Consider the following 17,728-nt stretch of genomic DNA (forward strand, 5'->3'; position numbering starts at 1 on the left):
CTAGTCCGTAATGCAATTAAGGGGTCGTTATTCTACACGGTTACGATCGACAAAGCGCGTCGCCGGCCGCCAGTGTCTGCTGCAGCAGCTCTGCGGGAACGTCGCCATCAACCACGGCCTCACCCAGGTTGCGCAGCAAAATAAAGCGAATTTTTCCTGACTGCACTTTCTTGTCAACTGACATCAACTCGACAAAGCGCCCGACGCTGATCTCAGATGGCGGCACGGCGGGCAACCCGGCTCTTTCTATCAATCGTCGCGTTCGTTGCGCATCTTCCTGCGTTATCCAGCCGAGTCGCCAGGACAGATCAGCGGCCATTACCATCCCAGTAGCCACAGCTTCGCCGTGCAGCCAGACTCCGTAACCCATGGCCGCTTCGATGGCATGCCCAAATGTGTGACCAAGGTTGAGCAGGGCCCGTTTGCCACCTTCGCGCTCGTCTTCCGCAACTATCCGTGCTTTTTCCTCACAGCAGATACGAACGGCCTCGGACAGCAGCTTGCCATCCAGCTTCAACAGCTCATCGATGTGTTGTTCCAGCCACTCAAAAAATGCGAAATTACCGAGCAGCCCGTATTTGATGACTTCCGCCAGCCCCGCCTGCAACTCTCTTGGCGGCAGCGTGTGCAACACATCAATATCAGCCAGCACCACCTGTGGCTGATAAAAGGCGCCAATCATGTTCTTGCCCAGGGGGTGATTGACCCCCGTTTTGCCACCCACAGAAGAGTCCACTTGCGCCAGCAACGTGGTCGGCACCTGAATAAAGTTAACGCCGCGCTGATAGCAGGCCGCTGCAAAGCCGGTCAGGTCCCCGGTGACACCTCCACCCAGCGCGATCAGTGTGGTACTGCGCTCATGACGATCACGCAACAGGCGATCAAACACCTGATTCAGGGTATCAAGGTTCTTGGTTTGCTCACCGTCAGGCAGCACCAGCACATCAAAATCGATGCCCGACAGAGACTGCTCCAGCTTCTCCAGATGCAGCGGAGCAACAACTTCATTGCTGACAACCAGCGCGCGGCCGCCTTTAACGTAGGGCGCCAGCAGGCCCTGCTGGCCAAGCAGACCGGGACCTATCAGAATCGGGTAACTGCGCTCACCCAGCTCGACAGTCAATTCATTCATCTTGTTTCATTTCCATCGGTTTTCAGGCGATTGACGATTTCGTTCACGACCGTGCGAGGTCCACGCCGACTGGTTTCAATGATCAGGTCAGCGGTCTCCAGATATAGCGGCTCACGGATGGCCATGAGCTCTTTGATACGCGCCAGCGGATCGGCAGTCTGCAGCAGAGGGCGATTGCGATCTTTGCTGGTGCGCTCAAACTGCTGGGCGATACTGGCTTTAAGGTAAACAACCGTGCCACGCTGCTTCAGGTGCTGGCGGGTCACCGCTGATAAAATGGCGCCACCACCTGTGGCCATGACGATACCGTCCTGCGCACTCAAGGTGTCGATCATGCGCTCCTCACGAACCCGGAAACCGGCCTCTCCCTCGACGTCAAATATCCACGGGATGTCAGCACCCGTGACAGCTTCGATCTCGCGATCCGAGTCCAGAAAGGGTTTATGCAGAGCAGCGGCCAACATTCGTCCGATCGTGCTCTTGCCGACCCCCATGGGCCCTATCAAAAACACATTTGTCTGCTTGCTCATGGATTACCCGTCGACCTGTGCCACGCAAGCGCGCAATCTAACCCGCATGCCTGTCAAACTCAAGCAAAAGCATGTACAAACGCGGCCCTGCGCTAAGGTGCCGGGATGATGGTCGGCGTGATGAATATCAGCAATTCTGTGCGTCGCTCCGACGCTACGGTACGTCGAAACAGCGGACCGATGACAGGAACTGAACGCAGTCCCGGCGTGCCGGTCACGGCCTCGGTCTGCTCCTCACGGAAAATACCGCCGAGCACCAGGGTGTCCTCATTGTCGATCAGGACACGGGTTTGCACGGTGTTTGTGTCAATGGCGGGCGTGTCACCACTGCCTGAAGCCACGGAGTCCTGCCTCACACTCAGGTCCATGATGATTCGCCCATCGGGCGTAATCAGGGGTTTGACATCAAGAGACAACACCGCATCAACAAACTGTGTTATCGAGCCACCAGCAGTCCCGCCCGCCTGGGCCTGATAGGGTATTCGCACACCTGAGCTGATACTCGCTGGCGAGTTGTCCTGTGTCATGACCCGGGGTCGGGCTATCAGTTCGGCCTGGCCGCGCCGCTCAAGCAGGGAGAGCTCCCACTCGAGCAGCCGCGAGTCACGTATCAAAGCCGCTGTCACCGAGCCGGCATCCCGATGCCCGAGCTCAAGGGCAAACTGCGAATTGTCGACGATCGAACCTGCCGCTGCCGACAAACTTGTGGCACCCCAGCGCACACCCAGCTCCCTTCCGGTGTCCAGCGATGCACTGACAATACGAGCCTCGATCAGGACCTGACTGACTGGCACATCCAGCTCGGTCAACAGCACATCTACCTGAGCCAGACCTGCGGGCTGATCCCGGACGATCAGCGTATTGGTGCGACGGTCCAGCATCACCGAACCCTGATCACTCAGAATGCCATTACCTGCAATCAGCTCCAGCAGCTCGTCAGCGTCGGCGTAGTTGATCTGGATATAACGGATCTGCACATCTGCCGAATCTGAAATATAGAGAACCCCGTCATCGACACGGTGGCTCAATCCAGTTGACTCCAGTAGCTGAGAGAGCAGGCCTTCGAATGTCGCGGCTCCGGCAGACACATCCACCTCCTGATTCAGGACAGACTGCGCACCGCTGACATGGAGCTGGAGATTCTGATTCTGTGCCAGCATCTCCAGCACGATCCGCAAAGGCGTAGCTGTCAACTCGAGCGTCAGGTGCTCATCGGCAACTGCCGAGTCCTGCCCTCGCCCGGCAATATCAGCCGTCTGCGCTGACAGCATCCGGTTGCCCGACAGGACGTCATACACAGACGCTGACATGAGGAGCAGTATGAGGTGGCAACACGTCTTTATAGCTCTCTCGCGCCGGCGGCGCTTACCTGACCTCATTGGCATCGTCCCTGTGATCAACATTCTTGTTATACAGCGGAGATAACTGCCACTGACCCTCAGCATCGACCAGCAGATACCAGCTCTGGCTGCCGCGGCGCACCGCGCCTGCAGACCTTGGGTCATGACTGTTCACGATGGCTGTATCAGGCACCATGCGATCGCTAGTAAGCGGTGCAAACTCCATGACCAGCTGCCATCGTCCGGCGCGAGCTGAAGCTCCGCTGACGTCCCGTGCAAACTGCAAATGATGCAAAACAGCCGTCTGTGCCCCGATTGCATCAGCTCCTGCATACATCGCCAGGAAGCTGGCTGTCTGCGCAAGCGATCCAGACAGATCCAAAACCAGCATGGTTTCGGTTGGTCTGATGATTTCTGTGTGAGTGAGACCCGACCTTTCGCCTGCCTGTATTTCGGATTCCTCGTTGCGCATTGGCATCACCGAATGCAGCTTAAGCCCCTGGCGGTCCGCCATATGCATGACGCCCTGGAGTGGCGAAGCGGGTTCTTTTCGTGAGCTGTACCCAGCTCCGGGAAACCAGGCCGACGCTGCCCAGCCTGTCAGCGTGAGGCGTGATCGGCGCCCGGCATTGTCCGACAGCTGCGCCTGCAGCTCCTGCTGCAAATTCAACAGCGCCTTATCAAGTCCGATTCGCTCCGCTTCCAGATCCTCCAGCATAAGCCAATGGAACAGCCCGGCCAGCCCAGTGGCCACAGTTGCCAGCACCGCAGCTGGCAGTAGCACCCACACCCTGCTCATGTTTTCCACACACGGATATCGAGATGCACACCTGTGCCCTGCTGATAGACAGGAGGCTCTGTCTGCAAAAGCCAGCCTGCATCCGATGCCCAGGTTTCCAGCACTTTTCGCAGCCCGGGCAGGTCTTCTGGCTTCTCGATGTATGCTGTAATCGTGAGCTCAAAGTCCTGCCAGTCTATTGTCTGAAATACTGCCGCGTTATCGAAAGGCGCAAGCAAGGCAAACAACTGTGATACCTGCGCTGATCGACGGCGTGATCGCAGGCGCTGCGCAGCACGGCTAAGAGATTCGTCAGCCTCGGCAGCGAATTGGGTCTGCTCATGCAAATACGACCGCATCGCCCGCTCTCGATCCTGCAGTTGCTCGACGATTGCTGACTGTATCACCCATTGCCGCCAAAGCTCTGTCCCTGCCCAGGCCACGACTGCCCCAACCCCCGCCATACTGGCGACCACGACAATCAGCAACCGAATGCGCCGCATCCGGCGCACTTGCGCCCGCCAGGGCAAAAGGTTGAGCTCGATTTCAGCTTCGGTGGCAGACATCAGGATCTGAACCACTGCGAGCCATTTACACCACGACGCATCGCCGCCGCTGTCGCCAGCGCCAGTGCCGGACGTTTGACAACAGAGACTTGCAGGCCAAGTGCCTCAACAGTCGCCCTCACCACAGGCAAGGCTGCGAATTCACCCATGGCCAGCACACTGGTAACTTTGCTGACACTGGTATGCAGCCCGATCCGCTGCAACACTTTGCCAAGCTCTGCAGCGATCCGTCTGCCGGTTTGGCTCTCCGGCCCACCTCCCTGATCAGAGTGCAGTGAAGCCGGGCTGTCTGCAGCGATGGCACTCGAAAGCGCATTGCCGAGCGGGTAATGGCGACTGAAGCTCAACATCTGCTCTGCAAGCAAATGTACGGATATTCCGTCAGCATCAATTTCCAGAAACAGACTTTGCGTATAGTCGACGCCAGAGAGTCGAGAGAATCGCAGCAGGGCCAGGCCCTCCACGTCCAGCACCGAAGGCTGCAGTCTCGCCTCGCCGCAGAGCTCCAGCCATCGTTGCAGCTGTTGCCTGCGGCAGGCATAGATGTGCAGGGTGGCAGTTTCAGACTCATCAGACAGCGATCGACCTAGACCCCGCTCGGCCTGAGTTTCCGCCAACAGATAGTCAATCAGCAGCTCATCACGATCAACGCCCAGCCATTGCCCGCAGTCTGCCCTGACCAGCGCCTGCAGATCCTCATCAGTGAAGGATCGCGGTACCTTTTCCGTATGCGTCAGCATGAAGGACGTTGGTACACAGAGCGCAACGCGGCGCTGATGCCAGGGCAGTTCGCCAAGCAATGGCCTTACCCTGTCTCTCAGCAACTGCGCCATATTGTCCGCGTTTTCTGAGCCGGGAATATCCACAGCAGCTCCAAAACGCCAGCCATCGCCGGGGCTGCGCATTCGACCCGGGAGACTGTACCGGCACCGTGCCTGACACATGGCCACGGCCCTGATACGCCGGCCTCGCAAATCCAATCCCAACATCTCGACATCCTTGTCTGTATGTTTTCATTGTTGTAGACCAAATGTGGCGGTTGTGCACAGTGCATGGCTAGTGTCTAATGGGGAAGAAAATCATTCCGTTTCCGTTATATACTGGTTAGCCGCAGTCTCACTGGCCTGTTATGAAGAAGTTAGTCAAATTCCTGTTCCTGTTCGGCGTATTCTGTGCCTGTGGCATCTTCATGGTTGCCGCAGCCGGCTATTTATACCTGGCCCCACAACTCCCGCCTGCGGAAACCTATCGAAATGTGCAGCTGGAGACGCCGCTGCGCATTCTCACCGCTGATGGCATGCTGATTGAGGAAATTGGTGTGCGACGCGACCCGCTGCGCTATGAAGACATCCCGCCGATGATGGTCAATGCGCTGATTGCCAACGAGGATGAACGTTTTTACTCGCACCCCGGCGTGGATCTGCGCGGTCTTATTCGCGGCTTTATCGGCTTTGTGACCGGGGTAAATCGCGGCGGCGGCAGCACCATCACCATGCAATTGGCCAACAACATCTCCTTTGATAGCGACAGTGTGTACTCGCGAAAACTGAAGGAGATCCCGTTTGCTTTGCGCCTGCAGCAGGAACTGACCAAAGAAGAAATACTGGAACTGTACCTGAACCTGGTCTTTTTTGGTCAGGGTGCGGAAGGTATTGGCGCGGCGGCGGCTGTGTACTACGACAAGCAGGTCAGTGAAATGACCATCGGCGAAATGGCGACCATGGTCTCTCTGCTGCCATGCCCGTCCGTTTGTAACCCGGTCAGCTCGCCAGACAGAGCCGAGCGACGCCGCAATAATGTTATCGATAAAATGCGCGACCAGGGCATGATCACAGCCGCCGAGCACGCCGCAGCGATTGCCGAGCCGATCCAGGCCAGCCGCCATACGCGCAACGCCGAAGTCAGCGCGCCCTACGTAGCGGAGATGGTTCGCCAGGAACTCTTTGAGCAGTACGGCGACGAAATTTACCGGATGGGCATCGAAGTCACCACCAGTGTCCGCGGTGAACTGCAGCGCGCAGCCACCAGCGCGCTGCAAAATGGACTGGAGAACTACTACGACCGCCGGCATGGCTATCGCGGTCCGGAAGCTCATATCCCGCCGGTTGGCGATGACCCGATTGAACGCTGGCAAAGTGAACTGAATGTTGTGCCGACGCTGGGCAATCACGAGCCTGCGTTTGTGACCCGCGTTCGGGAGCGCGCCATTGATGTGCTCAGGCGCGATGGCTCGATCGCCACTATTGAGTGGCCCGGCCTGGAGTGGGCACGGCCATTCATCACGCGCAACAATGCCTGGCCACCACCCCAGCAGGCCAGCGATATAGTCGAAGTCGGCGATCGCATTCGCATTCGCGTGGGGCCTGATGGCAACTGGCAACTCGGTCAGGTGCCGGAGGTTCAGGGTGCAATTGTGTCTGTATCACCTCATACCGGGGACATACTGGCGCTGACCGGCGGTTACGATTTCAGACACAGCCAGGTCAATCGCGCACTGGCCAGTCGCCCCCCAGGCTCTGGATTCAAAGCCTTCCTGTACGGGGCGGCGCTGGAGGCAGGTTATACGCCAGCCACACTGATCAATGACGCACCCTTTGCACGCGGCGATTATCGCCCACAAAATTACGAACGTAACTTTGTGGGTCCGATTACTTTGCGCACTGCGATAAAGGATTCCCGCAACGTCCCGGCGGTAAGATTGATCGACCAGCTGGGCTGGGAAAAAGTCATCGATTTTGCCGACCGCTTTGGTTTTGATACCCGCAATTTCCCGCGCGGCGATCTGACCATCGCGTTGGGCAGTCAGGATGTGCAGCCGCTGGAAATGGCAACCGGCTATGCCATGATCGCAAACGGCGCCAAACCCCTGACACCAACCCTGATCAAGAAAATCGAAACATTTGATGGCGTCCTCTATGAAGCGCCAGAGCCCTGCCTGGACTGCGACGTGGAACCTGTCACTGACCCACGCGTCACCTACATTCTCAGCACACTGCTGCGCTCCGTTGTAGTGGAAGGCAGTGGCCGACGCGTTAACCGCGACATGGGCCGTTCCGACCTGATGGGCAAAACAGGTACCACCAATGGTCCGGCCGAACTCTGGTTCACCGGATTCAATGCGGATATCGCCACCAGTGTATTTGTGGGTCTGGACCAGCCGGAACCGCTTGGCGAATCAGAACAAGGTGCAACCGTTGCCGTGCCTATCTGGATCGACTACATGAGCAAAGCCTTGCAGGGTCAGCCTGAACGGGGCGTGACAAGGCCCGAAGGGCTTGTTGATATTCTAATAGACGAGGATTCCGGTCAGGTGGCCAGACCGGGTCAGGCCAACACCATGTTTGAGGTATTCCTGGCCGAGAACGCACCGTCAGTGCGTGATACACCGCGACAGCCGGAAAGAGTGGAAGAGCGCAATAACGAAGATACCCTGTCGACCGAGATCATATTCTGATCAGGGCGGACAGGGCATTGGGTAGCGGGACCGGACTTTTCGGACCCGCTAAAAACAGCGGTCAGGCAGCGATTACTTGAGTGATCGGTTACCGAAGCGCTTGTTGAAGCGATCAACACGACCGGCGCTGTCTACGATCTTCTGCTTGCCGGTATAGAACGGGTGGCAGGCTGCACACACGTCGAGCATCATGTCTTTACCCAAAGTGGATCGGGTTTCAATCACGTTACCGCAGCTGCAGGTGGCCTTCATGGCCTGATACTTTGGATGGATATCCGCTTTCATTGGTATTACCTCATCAATACTGGCATCGCCACACAGCCCCTGCCGTGCACCATACCTGTAGCGTCAACCAATGCATTCACACTGGTGAACCGTGGAAAAAGGGGCGTCATTGTATCAGAGAATGCAAGGCACGCAAGTAGATTCAGCGCCCGGACTCCAGTCCGGAGCGAATGCGGTCATGATTCTTGACCGTCTCACGCATTATCTGGGCAAGCATCTCGGCAACCAGGTCGCCGTTTACGCCATGCCGTTCGCAAAGCTGACGAATATCGGCAAGTTTCTCTGCCTCACGCTTTGGGTCGAACGACTGCAGACCGACCCTTGCTTTGATGTTGCCGACGCGGCGAGTCAGCGCAAAACGGTTTGCCAGCATCAGCACCAGCCCGTGATCCAGTCGATCGATCTGTTTGCGCAACTCAAGCAGCTCTGCCTGCCATTCTGCCGGACTCCATTCGACCGAGGGTTGCTCGGCGGACGACTGCCCGTCAGTTTTCTGCTCCGCCACAGAAGCATCGGTGGGCGCTGATTCCTGTTTCATTTGTTCTCTCTACCGATTGGGCATTAGTGCACACAGTATAATGGAAGCAGCCATCCGCTAAAACCAGTTATACTTGGCAATCAATCCGCCCTCTGTTCAACTCCGGATCTGCTGCGTGTCCGCTTCCCCAGAATCACAACATCGAATCCTCAGGGTTGCTGTGCCCTCACCCCTGCGGAGGCTGTTTGATTACCGGCTGCCTGATAGCTTTGAAACTCCCCAGCCCGGCACACGGATTCGTGTCCCGTTTGGTTCGCGCGAATTGACCGGTATCGTAGTGGACGTCTCAGTGAGCTCGGATGTGTCGTCAGACAAGATCAAGGATGTACTGGACGTACTGGACGAGGAGGCTCTGTTGCCGCCCCATTTGCTTTCGCTGTGGTTATGGGCGGCACAATACTATCAGCACCCGATCGGTGAAGCGCTGCACACCATTTTGCCAGCCGGCCTTCGCAATAAGGGCGTAGCCACCATCAAGCGGCGAAAATCAGATCTGCGCGACGGACAGGATCAACCTGATCAACCACTTTCACTGAACACCATGCAGCAACAGGCAGTGAATGCCATTGTTGCAGAACCGCAGCGGTTTAACTGCTTTCTGCTGGATGGGGTAACGGGCAGCGGCAAGACTGAAGTTTATCTGCAGGCTATCCAGCAGACGTTGGACCGGGGCAGACAGGTGCTGGTCCTGGTGCCGGAAATCAGCCTGACACCACAAACCGTGTCTCGTTTCCGCCAACGCTTTAAGGTCCCGATTGCCATCATGCATTCTGGCCTGACGCCCCGACAACGCCTGAATGCCTGGCTGGAGTCAGCTCAGGGCAGTGCACGCATCACAATTGGCACTCGCTCGGCGATTTTTACACCACTGGCAGACCCGGGCCTGATCGTCATCGATGAAGAACACGATAACTCCCTAAAGCAGCAGGATGGGTTTCGATATTCAGCCCGGGACCTGGGCGTTATGCGGGCGCGTCGTGAGTCCATCCCGATTGTGCTCGGTTCGGCGACGCCATCACTGGAAAGTCTGTTGAATGCCAGGTCTGGTCGCTACAGACATCTTCGCCTGACTGAACGGGCGGGATCTGCCACCATGCCCCATTACATGCTCATAGACACGCAGCGCCAGCCACCGGCGCCAGACGGGCTGACTCAGGAACTGCTAAGCTGCCTGCAGGATCATCTGCGCCGGGGTAATCAGGCACTTATTTTTATCAACCGGCGTGGCTTTGCGCCTGTGCTGCAGTGCCAGGACTGCGGCTGGACAGCAGAGTGCCGAGACTGCGATGCGCGCCTGACGCTGCATCGACATCCCCCACATTTGCGCTGCCACCACTGTGATCGTCGCGAGCCAGTGCACAGTCATTGCCCCGGCTGTCAGGGCAAAGCGCTGACGACCACCGGCGTCGGCACAGAACGATGCGAGGTCGCCCTTCAACAGCATTTCCCGGACATACCGGTACTCCGTGTCGATCGCGATGCGACGCGCCGAAAAGATGATCTTGATAAACTGCTGGCTAAGGTGGCGACCGGAGAGCCCTGTATCCTGGTGGGAACGCAGATGTTGGCCAAGGGCCATCATTTCCCGAACGTTACACTGGTGGGGATACTCGATGCCGACAGCGGGCTGTTCAGCGCCGATTTTCGTGGGCCGGAATTCATGGCACAACTCCTCACACAGGTATCCGGTCGTGCGGGTCGGGCCGAGCAGCCTGGCCAGGTGATGATTCAGACTCGTCACAGCAGCCATCAGCATCTGCGGACTCTGGTCACCGAGGGGTATCATGCACTGGCTGGCGCACTCCTGGAGGAGCGGCAGCTGAGCGACATGCCTCCGTTCAGCTACATGGCTGTGCTTCGCGCAGAAGCAATTAACGCGTCAGCCCCGGCCCGGTTTCTGAACGACGCCAGGCAGATGATTGAGCAAATGCATCAGTCACCATCAGGTGCTGCCGGACGCTTGAAGATTCAGTTGAATGGCCCGCTGCCCGCACCAATGGAGCGCAAGGCGAACCGTTTTCGGCAGCAGCTGACACTTCGCAGCCATTCGCGACAGCACTTGCAATCGGTGCTGACTCACTTGTGTAATGAGCTCGAACAACACCCCGGGCAACGACGGGTGCGCTGGTCAATTGACGTTGATCCGCAGGACATGATTTAAGGCACTGGAAAATCGGGGAATGACAAATTGACCCGGACTCATCCGCGACAGGATAATAAGATTCATGGAACAGGATTTTGCAAAGCGCCGTATTCGAACCCCGCTGGCGGAGCCCAGCCCTCCCCCCCGATCATCGGGACTGGCGCTATTGCTGACCGGCCTGATGACCGGCGTTGTCATTGGCCTGTTCCTGGGTCTGCTGATTTATATGAGTGGTATGCTGCCGCCGGCACCGGGCCAGCAAATGGCAGACGCAACGCCGAGAGACTCAGAGTTCCTCACCCAGGATGACGCCACCGTCGCCGAGGATGGCCTGACCGCGGAGCAGGAGCGGGAAGCAGCCCGACTTCAGCTCGAGTTTTATCAGGAGCTACCAAACTACGAAGTAGTCGTTGATGTCACCCCGCTACCGGTGCCAGCGTCCCAGCGTAGCACACCAGATCCAACAACTGAGCCGCCCGCTGAGTCTTCAAACGCTCCAGCGACCGCTGAATCAACTACTGCAACCGTGGTGGCCACATCAGAAACCGTGCCACCCAGCCTGTCCAACGGCGCCTTCCTCCTGCAGGCTGGAGCCTTCCAGCAGCAGGGAGCTGCCAGTGCGCAACTCAACCGGCTGCTGGCACTCGGCCTGGACGCTCGTATCCGCCAGGAAAACATGCCCAACCGCACACTCTACCTGGTACAGGCCGGGCCCTATGACACCCGCGAGCAGATGCTCCAGGCCGAAAGCACATTGCGCGGCAATAATATCGATACCATGCGCATAACGCTCAACCGGCCTTGAAACCAGTCAGCTGCATCCCCACTTAATTATTTAAACATTCCTGCCTGTTTAAAGGAGATGCGGTTTGGAGCAATTCCGTGGAACAACTATTTTATCTGTGCGCCGTGGCAACACTGTCGTGGTCGGTGGCGACGGCCAGGTATCTCAGGGCAACACCGTCCTGAAAGGCAATGCACGCAAAGTCAGAAGGCTTTACAAAGACCAGGTGATCGCCGGCTTCGCCGGCGGCACCGCCGACGCATTCACGCTGTTTGAGCGATTCGAGGAACAGCTGGAGAAGCACCAGGGCAAGCTGGTCCGTGCCGCAGTGGCGCTGGCCAAACTCTGGCGCACAGAGCGATCTCTGCGCCGCCTCGAAGCACTTCTGGTTGTTGCAGATAAAGATGCTTCACTGATCATTACAGGCAATGGCGATGTCATCGAACCGGAAGACGGCCTGATGGCAATTGGCTCGGGCGGCTCATTCGCTCTATCAGCAGCCCGTGCACTTTATTACAACACCGAAATGGACGCTCGCAGCATTGTGGAAAAAAGCCTGGGAATTGCTGCCGACATCTGCGTCTACACCAACCAGCAGCACGTGATTGAAGAACTTGAGTATTAGTGCGACAGGATTTTAATACATGACAACCATGACTCCGCGAGAAATCGCCTCCGAACTTGACCGCCATATCGTTGGCCAGAACAAGGCCAAACGTGCTGTTGCCATAGCCCTGCGCAACCGCTGGCGGCGTATGCAGCTTGGCAGTGAGATCCGCCAGGAAATTACTCCCAAGAATATTCTGATGATCGGCCCGACCGGCGTCGGCAAAACTGAAATCGCCCGACGCCTGGCCAAACTGGCCAATGCGCCGTTCATCAAAGTTGAAGCCACCAAATTCACCGAAGTGGGCTATGTCGGCCGTGATGTGGAATCCATTGTCCGCGACCTGGTGGACATCGCTGTCAAAATGCTTCGTGAAGAACAGATCCGCAAAGTCCAGCACCGTGCCGAAGATGCTGCGGAAGAGCGCATCCTGGACGCCCTGCTGCCGCCAGCGCGCAGTGTCGCGCAGGATGAGTCAGAGCCTCAGACCAACAACTCTGCCAGTCGGCAGATGTTCCGCAAAAAACTGCGCGAAGGTCAGCTTGACGACAAGGAAATTGAAATCAGCGTCAGCGACAATGCGGCAGGCGTCGAGATCATGGCGCCGCCGGGACTGGAAGAGATGACCAGCCAGCTAAAGAACATGTTCTCTTCGATGAATACGGGTCGCAAGAAAACGCGTCGACTGCCCATCAAGGTCGCGTTCCGCATGCTCAAGGAAGAAGAAGCGGCCAAGCTGGTTAATGAAGAAGAAATCAAGAACCAGGCCATTGACGTCACAGAACAGACCGGTATCGTATTCATCGATGAGATAGACAAAGTTACCGAACGCAGTGAGAGCGGACACAGCGGTGGCGTGTCTCGCGAAGGTGTGCAACGTGACCTGCTGCCATTGATAGAAGGCTCAACCGTGACAACCAAGTATGGCAGTGTCAAAACTGATCATATTCTGTTTATTGCATCTGGCGCCTTTCACCTGTCCAAACCTTCGGACCTGATCCCCGAGCTTCAGGGCCGTCTGCCAATTCGTGTAGAGCTTGACGCGCTGAGTGCCAGAGACTTCGAGCGCATTCTGACTGAACCTAATGCAGCATTGACAGAACAGTATCGCGCCTTGCTGGCCACAGAAGGGCTGAATGTCACCTTCACCGACGACGGCATTGCCAAGCTGGCCGAGACCGCCTGGGAAGTAAATGAGCGCACTGAAAACATCGGCGCCCGTCGCCTGCATACTGTCATGGAGCGCTTGCTGGAAGAAGTATCATTCACTGCTGCAGATCTGGGCGTTGGCGAAAACCGCGACCTGACCATCGATGCCGCATACGTTGAAAAACAACTGGGTGACCTGGCGCGTAACGAAGACCTGAGCCGTTTCATCCTGTAATGGACAAGACGCCCGTCAGCATCCGACTTCGCAAAACCAGCAATGTGCTGGAGCTCGCGTATGCTGACGGCGCCGCTTACCAACTGCCCGCTGAATTCCTTCGCGTACACTCCCCCTCTGCTGAAGTGACCGGTCATGGCCCAGAACAGGCCGTCCTGCAATGGGGAAAACGCCATGTATGCGTGACCGGCGTTCGCGGCGTCGGCCACTATGCCATACAGCTCAGTTTTGATGATGGACACGACAGTGGCATTTTTACCTGGGATTATCTGTTCGACCTCTGCTCCCGTCAGGAACAGTTGTGGCAGGACTATCTTGAACGCCTGAGGCGGGCGGGTCGATTGCGTGATGATGCACAAGTGATTACCATTACAGATCCGACCAGGACCAATCACTCATGAGCAACCACCAACATAACGATTCCCACAGCACACATGCGGATGCGGATAGCGAAGCGGGTACCCACTTCGGCTACCAGACTGTAAGTCCCGCGGAAAAAACCCGGCGTGTGGGCCAGGTATTTCACTCAGTCGCCAATCGCTATGATGTGATGAATGACCTGATATCCATGGGCACGCACCGTGTCATCAAGCAGTTTACGGTACAGCTCAGCGGCGTGCGGACAGGCCAGCGTGTTCTCGACCTGGCCGGTGGTACGGGGGATTTTTCCATGAAATTTTCCCCGCTGGTGGGCCCCAGCGGCCAGGTGGTGCTGGCTGACATCAATGATTCCATGCTCAAGGTGGGTCGCGATCGACTGCTGGACCGGGGGCTGACAGGCAATATCAGCATCGCGCAGGTCAATGCCGAACACCTGCCGTTTGAGCCGGAAAGTTTTGACTGCATTGTTATTGCCTATGGTTTGCGCAACGTCACTGACAAGGATGCCGCGCTGCGCTCCATGTACCAGACACTCAAACCTGGCGGCCGCGCGCTGGTGCTGGAGTTCTCAAAACCGGTCAACCCGGTTCTTGGCAAGGCCTACGATGCCTGGTCAGCGCTGTGGCCGGTAGCAGGCAAAGCAGTCACCGGCGATGCCGACAGCTACCGTTACCTGGTGGAATCGATTCGTATGCATCCAGATCAGGAAACCCTCAAGTCCATGATGCAGGAAGCCGGTTTCCGGGATTGCAAGTATCACAACCTGCTGGGCGGAATCAGCGCCATCCATATTGGTTACAAATAGGCAGCCTGCCATGAGCGCACTGTTGAAGTTTGCGATGCTGCAGCCCATTGAGGCGGGACTGAACCTGTTTCTCAAGCGGGACCCCCATATCATCGCCTCACTGCACAAGGTTGCGCCCGACAAGCTGATTCAGCTGGAGTGTACCAGCTCCCCACGCCTTTCACTCGCACTGCAAATAAGCGCCGATCGCATTCACCTGCTTGTCGAACCCGAAGAGCCAATTGATGCCACTATTCGTGGCACCCGTGCCGCATTGCTGGGCCTGCTGCAAAGCGATGACCCGGCTGCTGCACTTTACCATCCGGAACTGCAGCTCAGTGGTGATGTGCATCTGATTCAGGCACTGCACCGCGCGGTGACGCAACTTGAGCTGCAGTGGCAGGATCTGTTCGACAATCCGGCATTCCACCTGGCTGCCTCCGCACTCACAAAAGCCCGCCAGCAGACAGAGATGACGATTTCGTCACTGCGGCAGGACACCACTGACTTCCTGCAACAGGAGGCCGCGTTGCTGCCCAGCCGACATGAAATTGCCGGTTTTCAGTCCAGAGTTGACGATCTGCGCCTGCGCATTGACCGTCTGGAGGCCCGTACCCGGCTTTTTCTGGAAAAACAGTAGCTCCATCAGGGAAATCGTGACATCAACCCCACTGTGACATATTGACGCAGTGACTTGTTTGCGCGCATGTAGATGCGATAATCCGGGAAACGTTGCCATTCGTAACAATATTAAGGCGCCATTAAGTTGCTCTACGCGCATAATGGTTGCCACATAACGATATGGTTATCGGACTGTTGCGGTGTCAACGCAGTCCGGAATTATAGAAATGTTCAGGAGAGTCAGTATGAATGCAGCAAATAAGTCAGAAGGTTGGAAACTCGCCAGCGCGGCGGCCGCGTTGCTGATGTCCGGTACCGCCGCGGCTTCAGCCTTCGATTCGCTGGATAACAACCCGGACCAGCCGGTCAAGGTCAGCGTGTGTCAGGACGTTCCGGACACTGCCTTTGCCGCCGTCAGCACCGGCAATGAAAACTTTTCCTCAGTCATGTGTCAGGTCATGGGCGGTACTCAGGCCAAAGCGCTGACAGCAGCTGCAGGAACTGACCTGGCATCGGACGCTGTACAGGTGACTTACTGCAATGACGTTTTCACCTGCGCAGGTCTCAGTGCCTGTAAGGGCAATGCCAACGCCAATTGTGCGGGTCAGAACACCTGTCATGGCATCGGATTTGTTGGCGTATACAGCGATAGCAAAGACATCTCTGACTCACTGTGCGAGAAGCTTGGCGGCACGGTGCTGTCGTCGCTGTAAAGCCACCCCCTGCCATGCTTGGCTTCGGATTGGGTCTTCGCAGTCAGCACTACAATGACGTGCTGACTGGGTGGCCCGACGTCGACTGGTTTGAGCTGATAACCGAGAACTACCTGGCCCCCGGCGGGCGCCCGCGCGCGATTCTGCGCCAGGTTCGCGAACACTACCCTGTTGTTTTACATGGCCTGTCATTCAACATTGGCACAGCCGAAGCGCCCGACTTTGACTACCTGAAGCAACTCAAGGCGCTGATTAAAGAAGTACAACCGGCCTGGGTGTCCGACCATCTCTGCTGGACAGGACTGCACGGCAAAACCTCACACGACCTGCTGCCCATCGCCTACAATCAGGAGACGCTGGATCAGGTTGCCGGTAAAGTAAGCCAGATTCAGGACTACCTCGGCCACCACATCGTGCTGGAAAACCCGTCAGTCTACATTCAGTTCCGGTCTGCCAGTATGAGTGAGGCCGAGTTCATCAACACCCTGGTGGAGAGAACCGGCTGTCAGATACTGCTGGATGTAAACAATCTCTATGTCAGCTGTTTCAACCTGGGGCTTGATCCCTATCAGTCCCTGCAGGCGCTAAGACCAGACTGTGTTGCGCAGTTCCATCTGGCCGGGCACACGCATAACAGCAGTCATATTATCGACACCCACGACCAGGCCGTCAGCGACCCTGTGTGGGAACTGTATGCCGCAGCCTGCAAACGATTCGGTGCCACAGCAACCCTGCTGGAACGGGACGACAATATACCCCCGCTGCAGGAGCTGATTGCTGAACTGGCACAGGCCAGAGCGATTCAGCAGCAGGCGCTGGACACCCAATGACATACGCAGCATCGTGCCCGTGGAGAGCAGGCTGATGACCTGGTCAGAGGAACAGGAAGCTTTCTGGAAGTGGATAACCCGGCCGCAGGACCTGCGCGAGAGCGCCGATGATATCCAGCAGCTATTCAAACCTCACCGGGAAATAAGCCAGGTCGAAGCGCTGGCGATTTACAACAACGCCTACCACCAGCGACTGATACAAATTTCCTCCGAGCTTTTCCCAGTGACCCATCACACCCTGGGTCAGGATGTGTATACCCGACTCTGGATCGAGTACCTGGCAAGCTCACCACCGCGCCCCGGGCCTATGGGCCTGCTGGGCGAAAACCTGCTGGCTTTCGTTCGGCAACACCAGCAGTTCGGAAAGCTGCCAGCCCTGATCAGCATCATCGAGCTGGAAAGCCTGCTGATCGAGCTGTTCGATCGCGCTGACGAACCTGCCTACACCCAGGCGCAGCTTCAGTGTCTGCCGCCTGATCAGTGGCCGGAGACGCGCTGGCAGGTTAAACAGGATTGGGCCATCATGAGCAGTGCATTTGACCTGGAACAGTACTGGAGTCAGATGCAGCAACACATGAACTCTCCGGACCCTGTGCCAGGAGAAACCAGCTTCTCTGCAATGAAGTTTACGGATACTGATTGTGCATGGTATCTGGTGCGCAGATCAGATTATCGGATGCAGTTCCACCGTATCAGCGAACTGATGGCAGGTTTTCTGCAGAGACTGCAACAGGGAGTTAATTTCGCTGGACTTTGCGACTACCTGAACAGCGAGCGTCCTGATGAGGACATTCCCACACTCAGCCTGCAGCTGCTGCTCAAGACAATCGAGCTGCAGCTGCTGCATCGCTAGAGTGG

General features: G+C 57.0%; 19 protein-coding genes. 11 read left to right on the forward strand and 8 right to left on the reverse strand.

The genetic code is table 11. The features are described 5' to 3' along the window. Positions 1–40: 40 nt before the first annotated feature. From aroB to pilM, 6 genes are all read right to left on the reverse strand, one after another. Positions 41–1,132, reverse strand: coding sequence for a 3-dehydroquinate synthase (gene aroB / locus LVD14_RS00880; RefSeq protein ID WP_237132140.1), 1,092 nt, complete (start codon positions 1,130–1,132; stop codon positions 41–43). Further along, complete coding sequence (gene aroK, locus LVD14_RS00885; RefSeq protein WP_237132141.1) at positions 1,129–1,662, reverse strand: shikimate kinase AroK; 534 nt, start codon at positions 1,660–1,662, stop codon at positions 1,129–1,131. Before aroK ends, aroB begins: the two co-directional genes overlap by 4 nt. 92 nt (positions 1,663–1,754) lie before the next feature. Further along, complete coding sequence (locus LVD14_RS00890) at positions 1,755–2,972, reverse strand: secretin N-terminal domain-containing protein (protein ID WP_237132142.1); 1,218 nt, start codon at positions 2,970–2,972, stop codon at positions 1,755–1,757. Positions 2,973–3,027: 55 nt separating this feature from the next. Continuing rightward, positions 3,028–3,801, reverse strand: coding sequence for a hypothetical protein (locus tag LVD14_RS00895; RefSeq protein ID WP_237132143.1), 774 nt, complete (start codon positions 3,799–3,801; stop codon positions 3,028–3,030). Further along, positions 3,798–4,346 carry a hypothetical protein gene (locus tag LVD14_RS00900; protein WP_237132144.1) on the reverse strand — a complete coding sequence of 183 codons (549 nt, stop codon included), beginning with the start codon at positions 4,344–4,346 and terminating at the stop codon, positions 3,798–3,800. The genes LVD14_RS00895 and LVD14_RS00900 overlap by 4 nt, the downstream gene beginning before the upstream one ends. Further along, positions 4,346–5,335 (reverse strand): type IV pilus biogenesis protein PilM, encoded by a 990-nt coding sequence (gene pilM, locus LVD14_RS00905; RefSeq protein ID WP_237132145.1) that lies wholly within the window; start codon positions 5,333–5,335, stop codon positions 4,346–4,348. Before pilM ends, LVD14_RS00900 begins: the two co-directional genes overlap by 1 nt. A gap of 140 nt (positions 5,336–5,475) precedes the next feature. On the opposite strand from pilM, the gene LVD14_RS00910 reads away from it, so the two are divergent. Further along, entirely contained in the window at positions 5,476–7,800 is a 2,325-nt protein-coding gene (locus LVD14_RS00910; protein WP_237132146.1) for a penicillin-binding protein 1A, read from the forward strand. A gap of 72 nt (positions 7,801–7,872) precedes the next feature. Here LVD14_RS00910 and rpmE read toward each other — a convergent pair whose 3' ends face one another. Both rpmE and LVD14_RS00920 read right to left on the reverse strand, forming a co-directional pair. Then, positions 7,873–8,085 carry a 50S ribosomal protein L31 gene (gene rpmE, locus LVD14_RS00915; RefSeq protein WP_237132147.1) on the reverse strand — a complete coding sequence of 71 codons (213 nt, stop codon included), beginning with the start codon at positions 8,083–8,085 and terminating at the stop codon, positions 7,873–7,875. Positions 8,086–8,227: 142 nt separating this feature from the next. Beyond that, positions 8,228–8,623 (reverse strand): chorismate mutase, encoded by a 396-nt coding sequence (locus LVD14_RS00920; RefSeq protein WP_237132148.1) that lies wholly within the window; start codon positions 8,621–8,623, stop codon positions 8,228–8,230. Positions 8,624–8,738: 115 nt separating this feature from the next. Between LVD14_RS00920 and LVD14_RS00925 the strand changes: the two genes are divergently transcribed. The 10 genes from LVD14_RS00925 (at position 8,739) to LVD14_RS00970 (ending at position 17,723) form a co-directional block, all read left to right on the forward strand. After that, positions 8,739–10,784: a primosomal protein N' gene (locus tag LVD14_RS00925; RefSeq protein ID WP_237132149.1), complete on the forward strand. Its 2,046-nt coding sequence runs from the start codon at positions 8,739–8,741 to the stop codon at positions 10,782–10,784. A gap of 64 nt (positions 10,785–10,848) precedes the next feature. Then, positions 10,849–11,571 carry an SPOR domain-containing protein gene (locus tag LVD14_RS00930; RefSeq protein WP_237132150.1) on the forward strand — a complete coding sequence of 241 codons (723 nt, stop codon included), beginning with the start codon at positions 10,849–10,851 and terminating at the stop codon, positions 11,569–11,571. Between the two features lie 64 nt (positions 11,572–11,635). After that, positions 11,636–12,175, forward strand: a complete 540-nt coding sequence (gene hslV / locus LVD14_RS00935) for an ATP-dependent protease subunit HslV (protein ID WP_237132151.1) — start codon at positions 11,636–11,638, stop codon at positions 12,173–12,175. Between the two features lie 19 nt (positions 12,176–12,194). Continuing rightward, positions 12,195–13,541 carry an ATP-dependent protease ATPase subunit HslU gene (hslU, locus tag LVD14_RS00940; RefSeq protein ID WP_237132152.1) on the forward strand — a complete coding sequence of 449 codons (1,347 nt, stop codon included), beginning with the start codon at positions 12,195–12,197 and terminating at the stop codon, positions 13,539–13,541. Beyond that, positions 13,541–13,942, forward strand: a complete 402-nt coding sequence (locus tag LVD14_RS00945; RefSeq protein WP_237132153.1) for a gamma-butyrobetaine hydroxylase-like domain-containing protein — start codon at positions 13,541–13,543, stop codon at positions 13,940–13,942. The genes hslU and LVD14_RS00945 overlap by 1 nt, the downstream gene beginning before the upstream one ends. Then, complete coding sequence (gene ubiE / locus LVD14_RS00950) at positions 13,939–14,727, forward strand: bifunctional demethylmenaquinone methyltransferase/2-methoxy-6-polyprenyl-1,4-benzoquinol methylase UbiE (RefSeq protein WP_237132154.1); 789 nt, start codon at positions 13,939–13,941, stop codon at positions 14,725–14,727. The genes LVD14_RS00945 and ubiE overlap by 4 nt, the downstream gene beginning before the upstream one ends. A 10-nt stretch (positions 14,728–14,737) precedes the next feature. Continuing rightward, positions 14,738–15,346, forward strand: coding sequence for an SCP2 domain-containing protein (locus LVD14_RS00955; RefSeq protein ID WP_237132155.1), 609 nt, complete (start codon positions 14,738–14,740; stop codon positions 15,344–15,346). A 226-nt stretch (positions 15,347–15,572) separates the two neighbouring features. Then, positions 15,573–16,040 carry a hypothetical protein gene (locus LVD14_RS00960; protein WP_237132156.1) on the forward strand — a complete coding sequence of 156 codons (468 nt, stop codon included), beginning with the start codon at positions 15,573–15,575 and terminating at the stop codon, positions 16,038–16,040. Between the two features lie 14 nt (positions 16,041–16,054). After that, positions 16,055–16,870, forward strand: coding sequence for a DUF692 domain-containing protein (locus LVD14_RS00965; RefSeq protein ID WP_237132157.1), 816 nt, complete (start codon positions 16,055–16,057; stop codon positions 16,868–16,870). Then, positions 16,815–17,723 carry a putative DNA-binding domain-containing protein gene (locus tag LVD14_RS00970; RefSeq protein WP_237132158.1) on the forward strand — a complete coding sequence of 303 codons (909 nt, stop codon included), beginning with the start codon at positions 16,815–16,817 and terminating at the stop codon, positions 17,721–17,723. The genes LVD14_RS00965 and LVD14_RS00970 overlap by 56 nt, the downstream gene beginning before the upstream one ends. The last annotated feature ends 5 nt before the right edge of the window (positions 17,724–17,728 follow it).

This window comes from Pseudohongiella sp. O18, assembly GCF_021729085.1.
Classification (GTDB): Bacteria; Pseudomonadota; Gammaproteobacteria; order Pseudomonadales; family Pseudohongiellaceae; genus Pseudohongiella.

Coding starts and splice junctions, on each gene's coding strand:
- aroB (WP_237132140.1), bottom strand. CDS start 1,132: ATGAATGAATTGACTGTCGAGCTGGGTGAGCGCAGTTACCCGATTCTG.
- aroK (WP_237132141.1), bottom strand. CDS start 1,662: ATGAGCAAGCAGACAAATGTGTTTTTGATAGGGCCCATGGGGGTCGGC.
- LVD14_RS00890 (WP_237132142.1), bottom strand. CDS start 2,972: ATGTCAGCGTCTGTGTATGACGTCCTGTCGGGCAACCGGATGCTGTCA.
- LVD14_RS00895 (WP_237132143.1), bottom strand. CDS start 3,801: ATGAGCAGGGTGTGGGTGCTACTGCCAGCTGCGGTGCTGGCAACTGTG.
- LVD14_RS00900 (WP_237132144.1), bottom strand. CDS start 4,346: ATGTCTGCCACCGAAGCTGAAATCGAGCTCAACCTTTTGCCCTGGCGG.
- pilM (WP_237132145.1), bottom strand. CDS start 5,335: ATGTTGGGATTGGATTTGCGAGGCCGGCGTATCAGGGCCGTGGCCATG.
- LVD14_RS00910 (WP_237132146.1), top strand. CDS start 5,476: ATGAAGAAGTTAGTCAAATTCCTGTTCCTGTTCGGCGTATTCTGTGCC.
- rpmE (WP_237132147.1), bottom strand. CDS start 8,085: ATGAAAGCGGATATCCATCCAAAGTATCAGGCCATGAAGGCCACCTGC.
- LVD14_RS00920 (WP_237132148.1), bottom strand. CDS start 8,623: ATGAAACAGGAATCAGCGCCCACCGATGCTTCTGTGGCGGAGCAGAAA.
- LVD14_RS00930 (WP_237132150.1), top strand. CDS start 10,849: ATGGAACAGGATTTTGCAAAGCGCCGTATTCGAACCCCGCTGGCGGAG.
- hslU (WP_237132152.1), top strand. CDS start 12,195: ATGACAACCATGACTCCGCGAGAAATCGCCTCCGAACTTGACCGCCAT.
- LVD14_RS00945 (WP_237132153.1), top strand. CDS start 13,541: ATGGACAAGACGCCCGTCAGCATCCGACTTCGCAAAACCAGCAATGTG.
- ubiE (WP_237132154.1), top strand. CDS start 13,939: ATGAGCAACCACCAACATAACGATTCCCACAGCACACATGCGGATGCG.
- LVD14_RS00955 (WP_237132155.1), top strand. CDS start 14,738: ATGAGCGCACTGTTGAAGTTTGCGATGCTGCAGCCCATTGAGGCGGGA.
- LVD14_RS00960 (WP_237132156.1), top strand. CDS start 15,573: ATGAATGCAGCAAATAAGTCAGAAGGTTGGAAACTCGCCAGCGCGGCG.
- LVD14_RS00965 (WP_237132157.1), top strand. CDS start 16,055: ATGCTTGGCTTCGGATTGGGTCTTCGCAGTCAGCACTACAATGACGTG.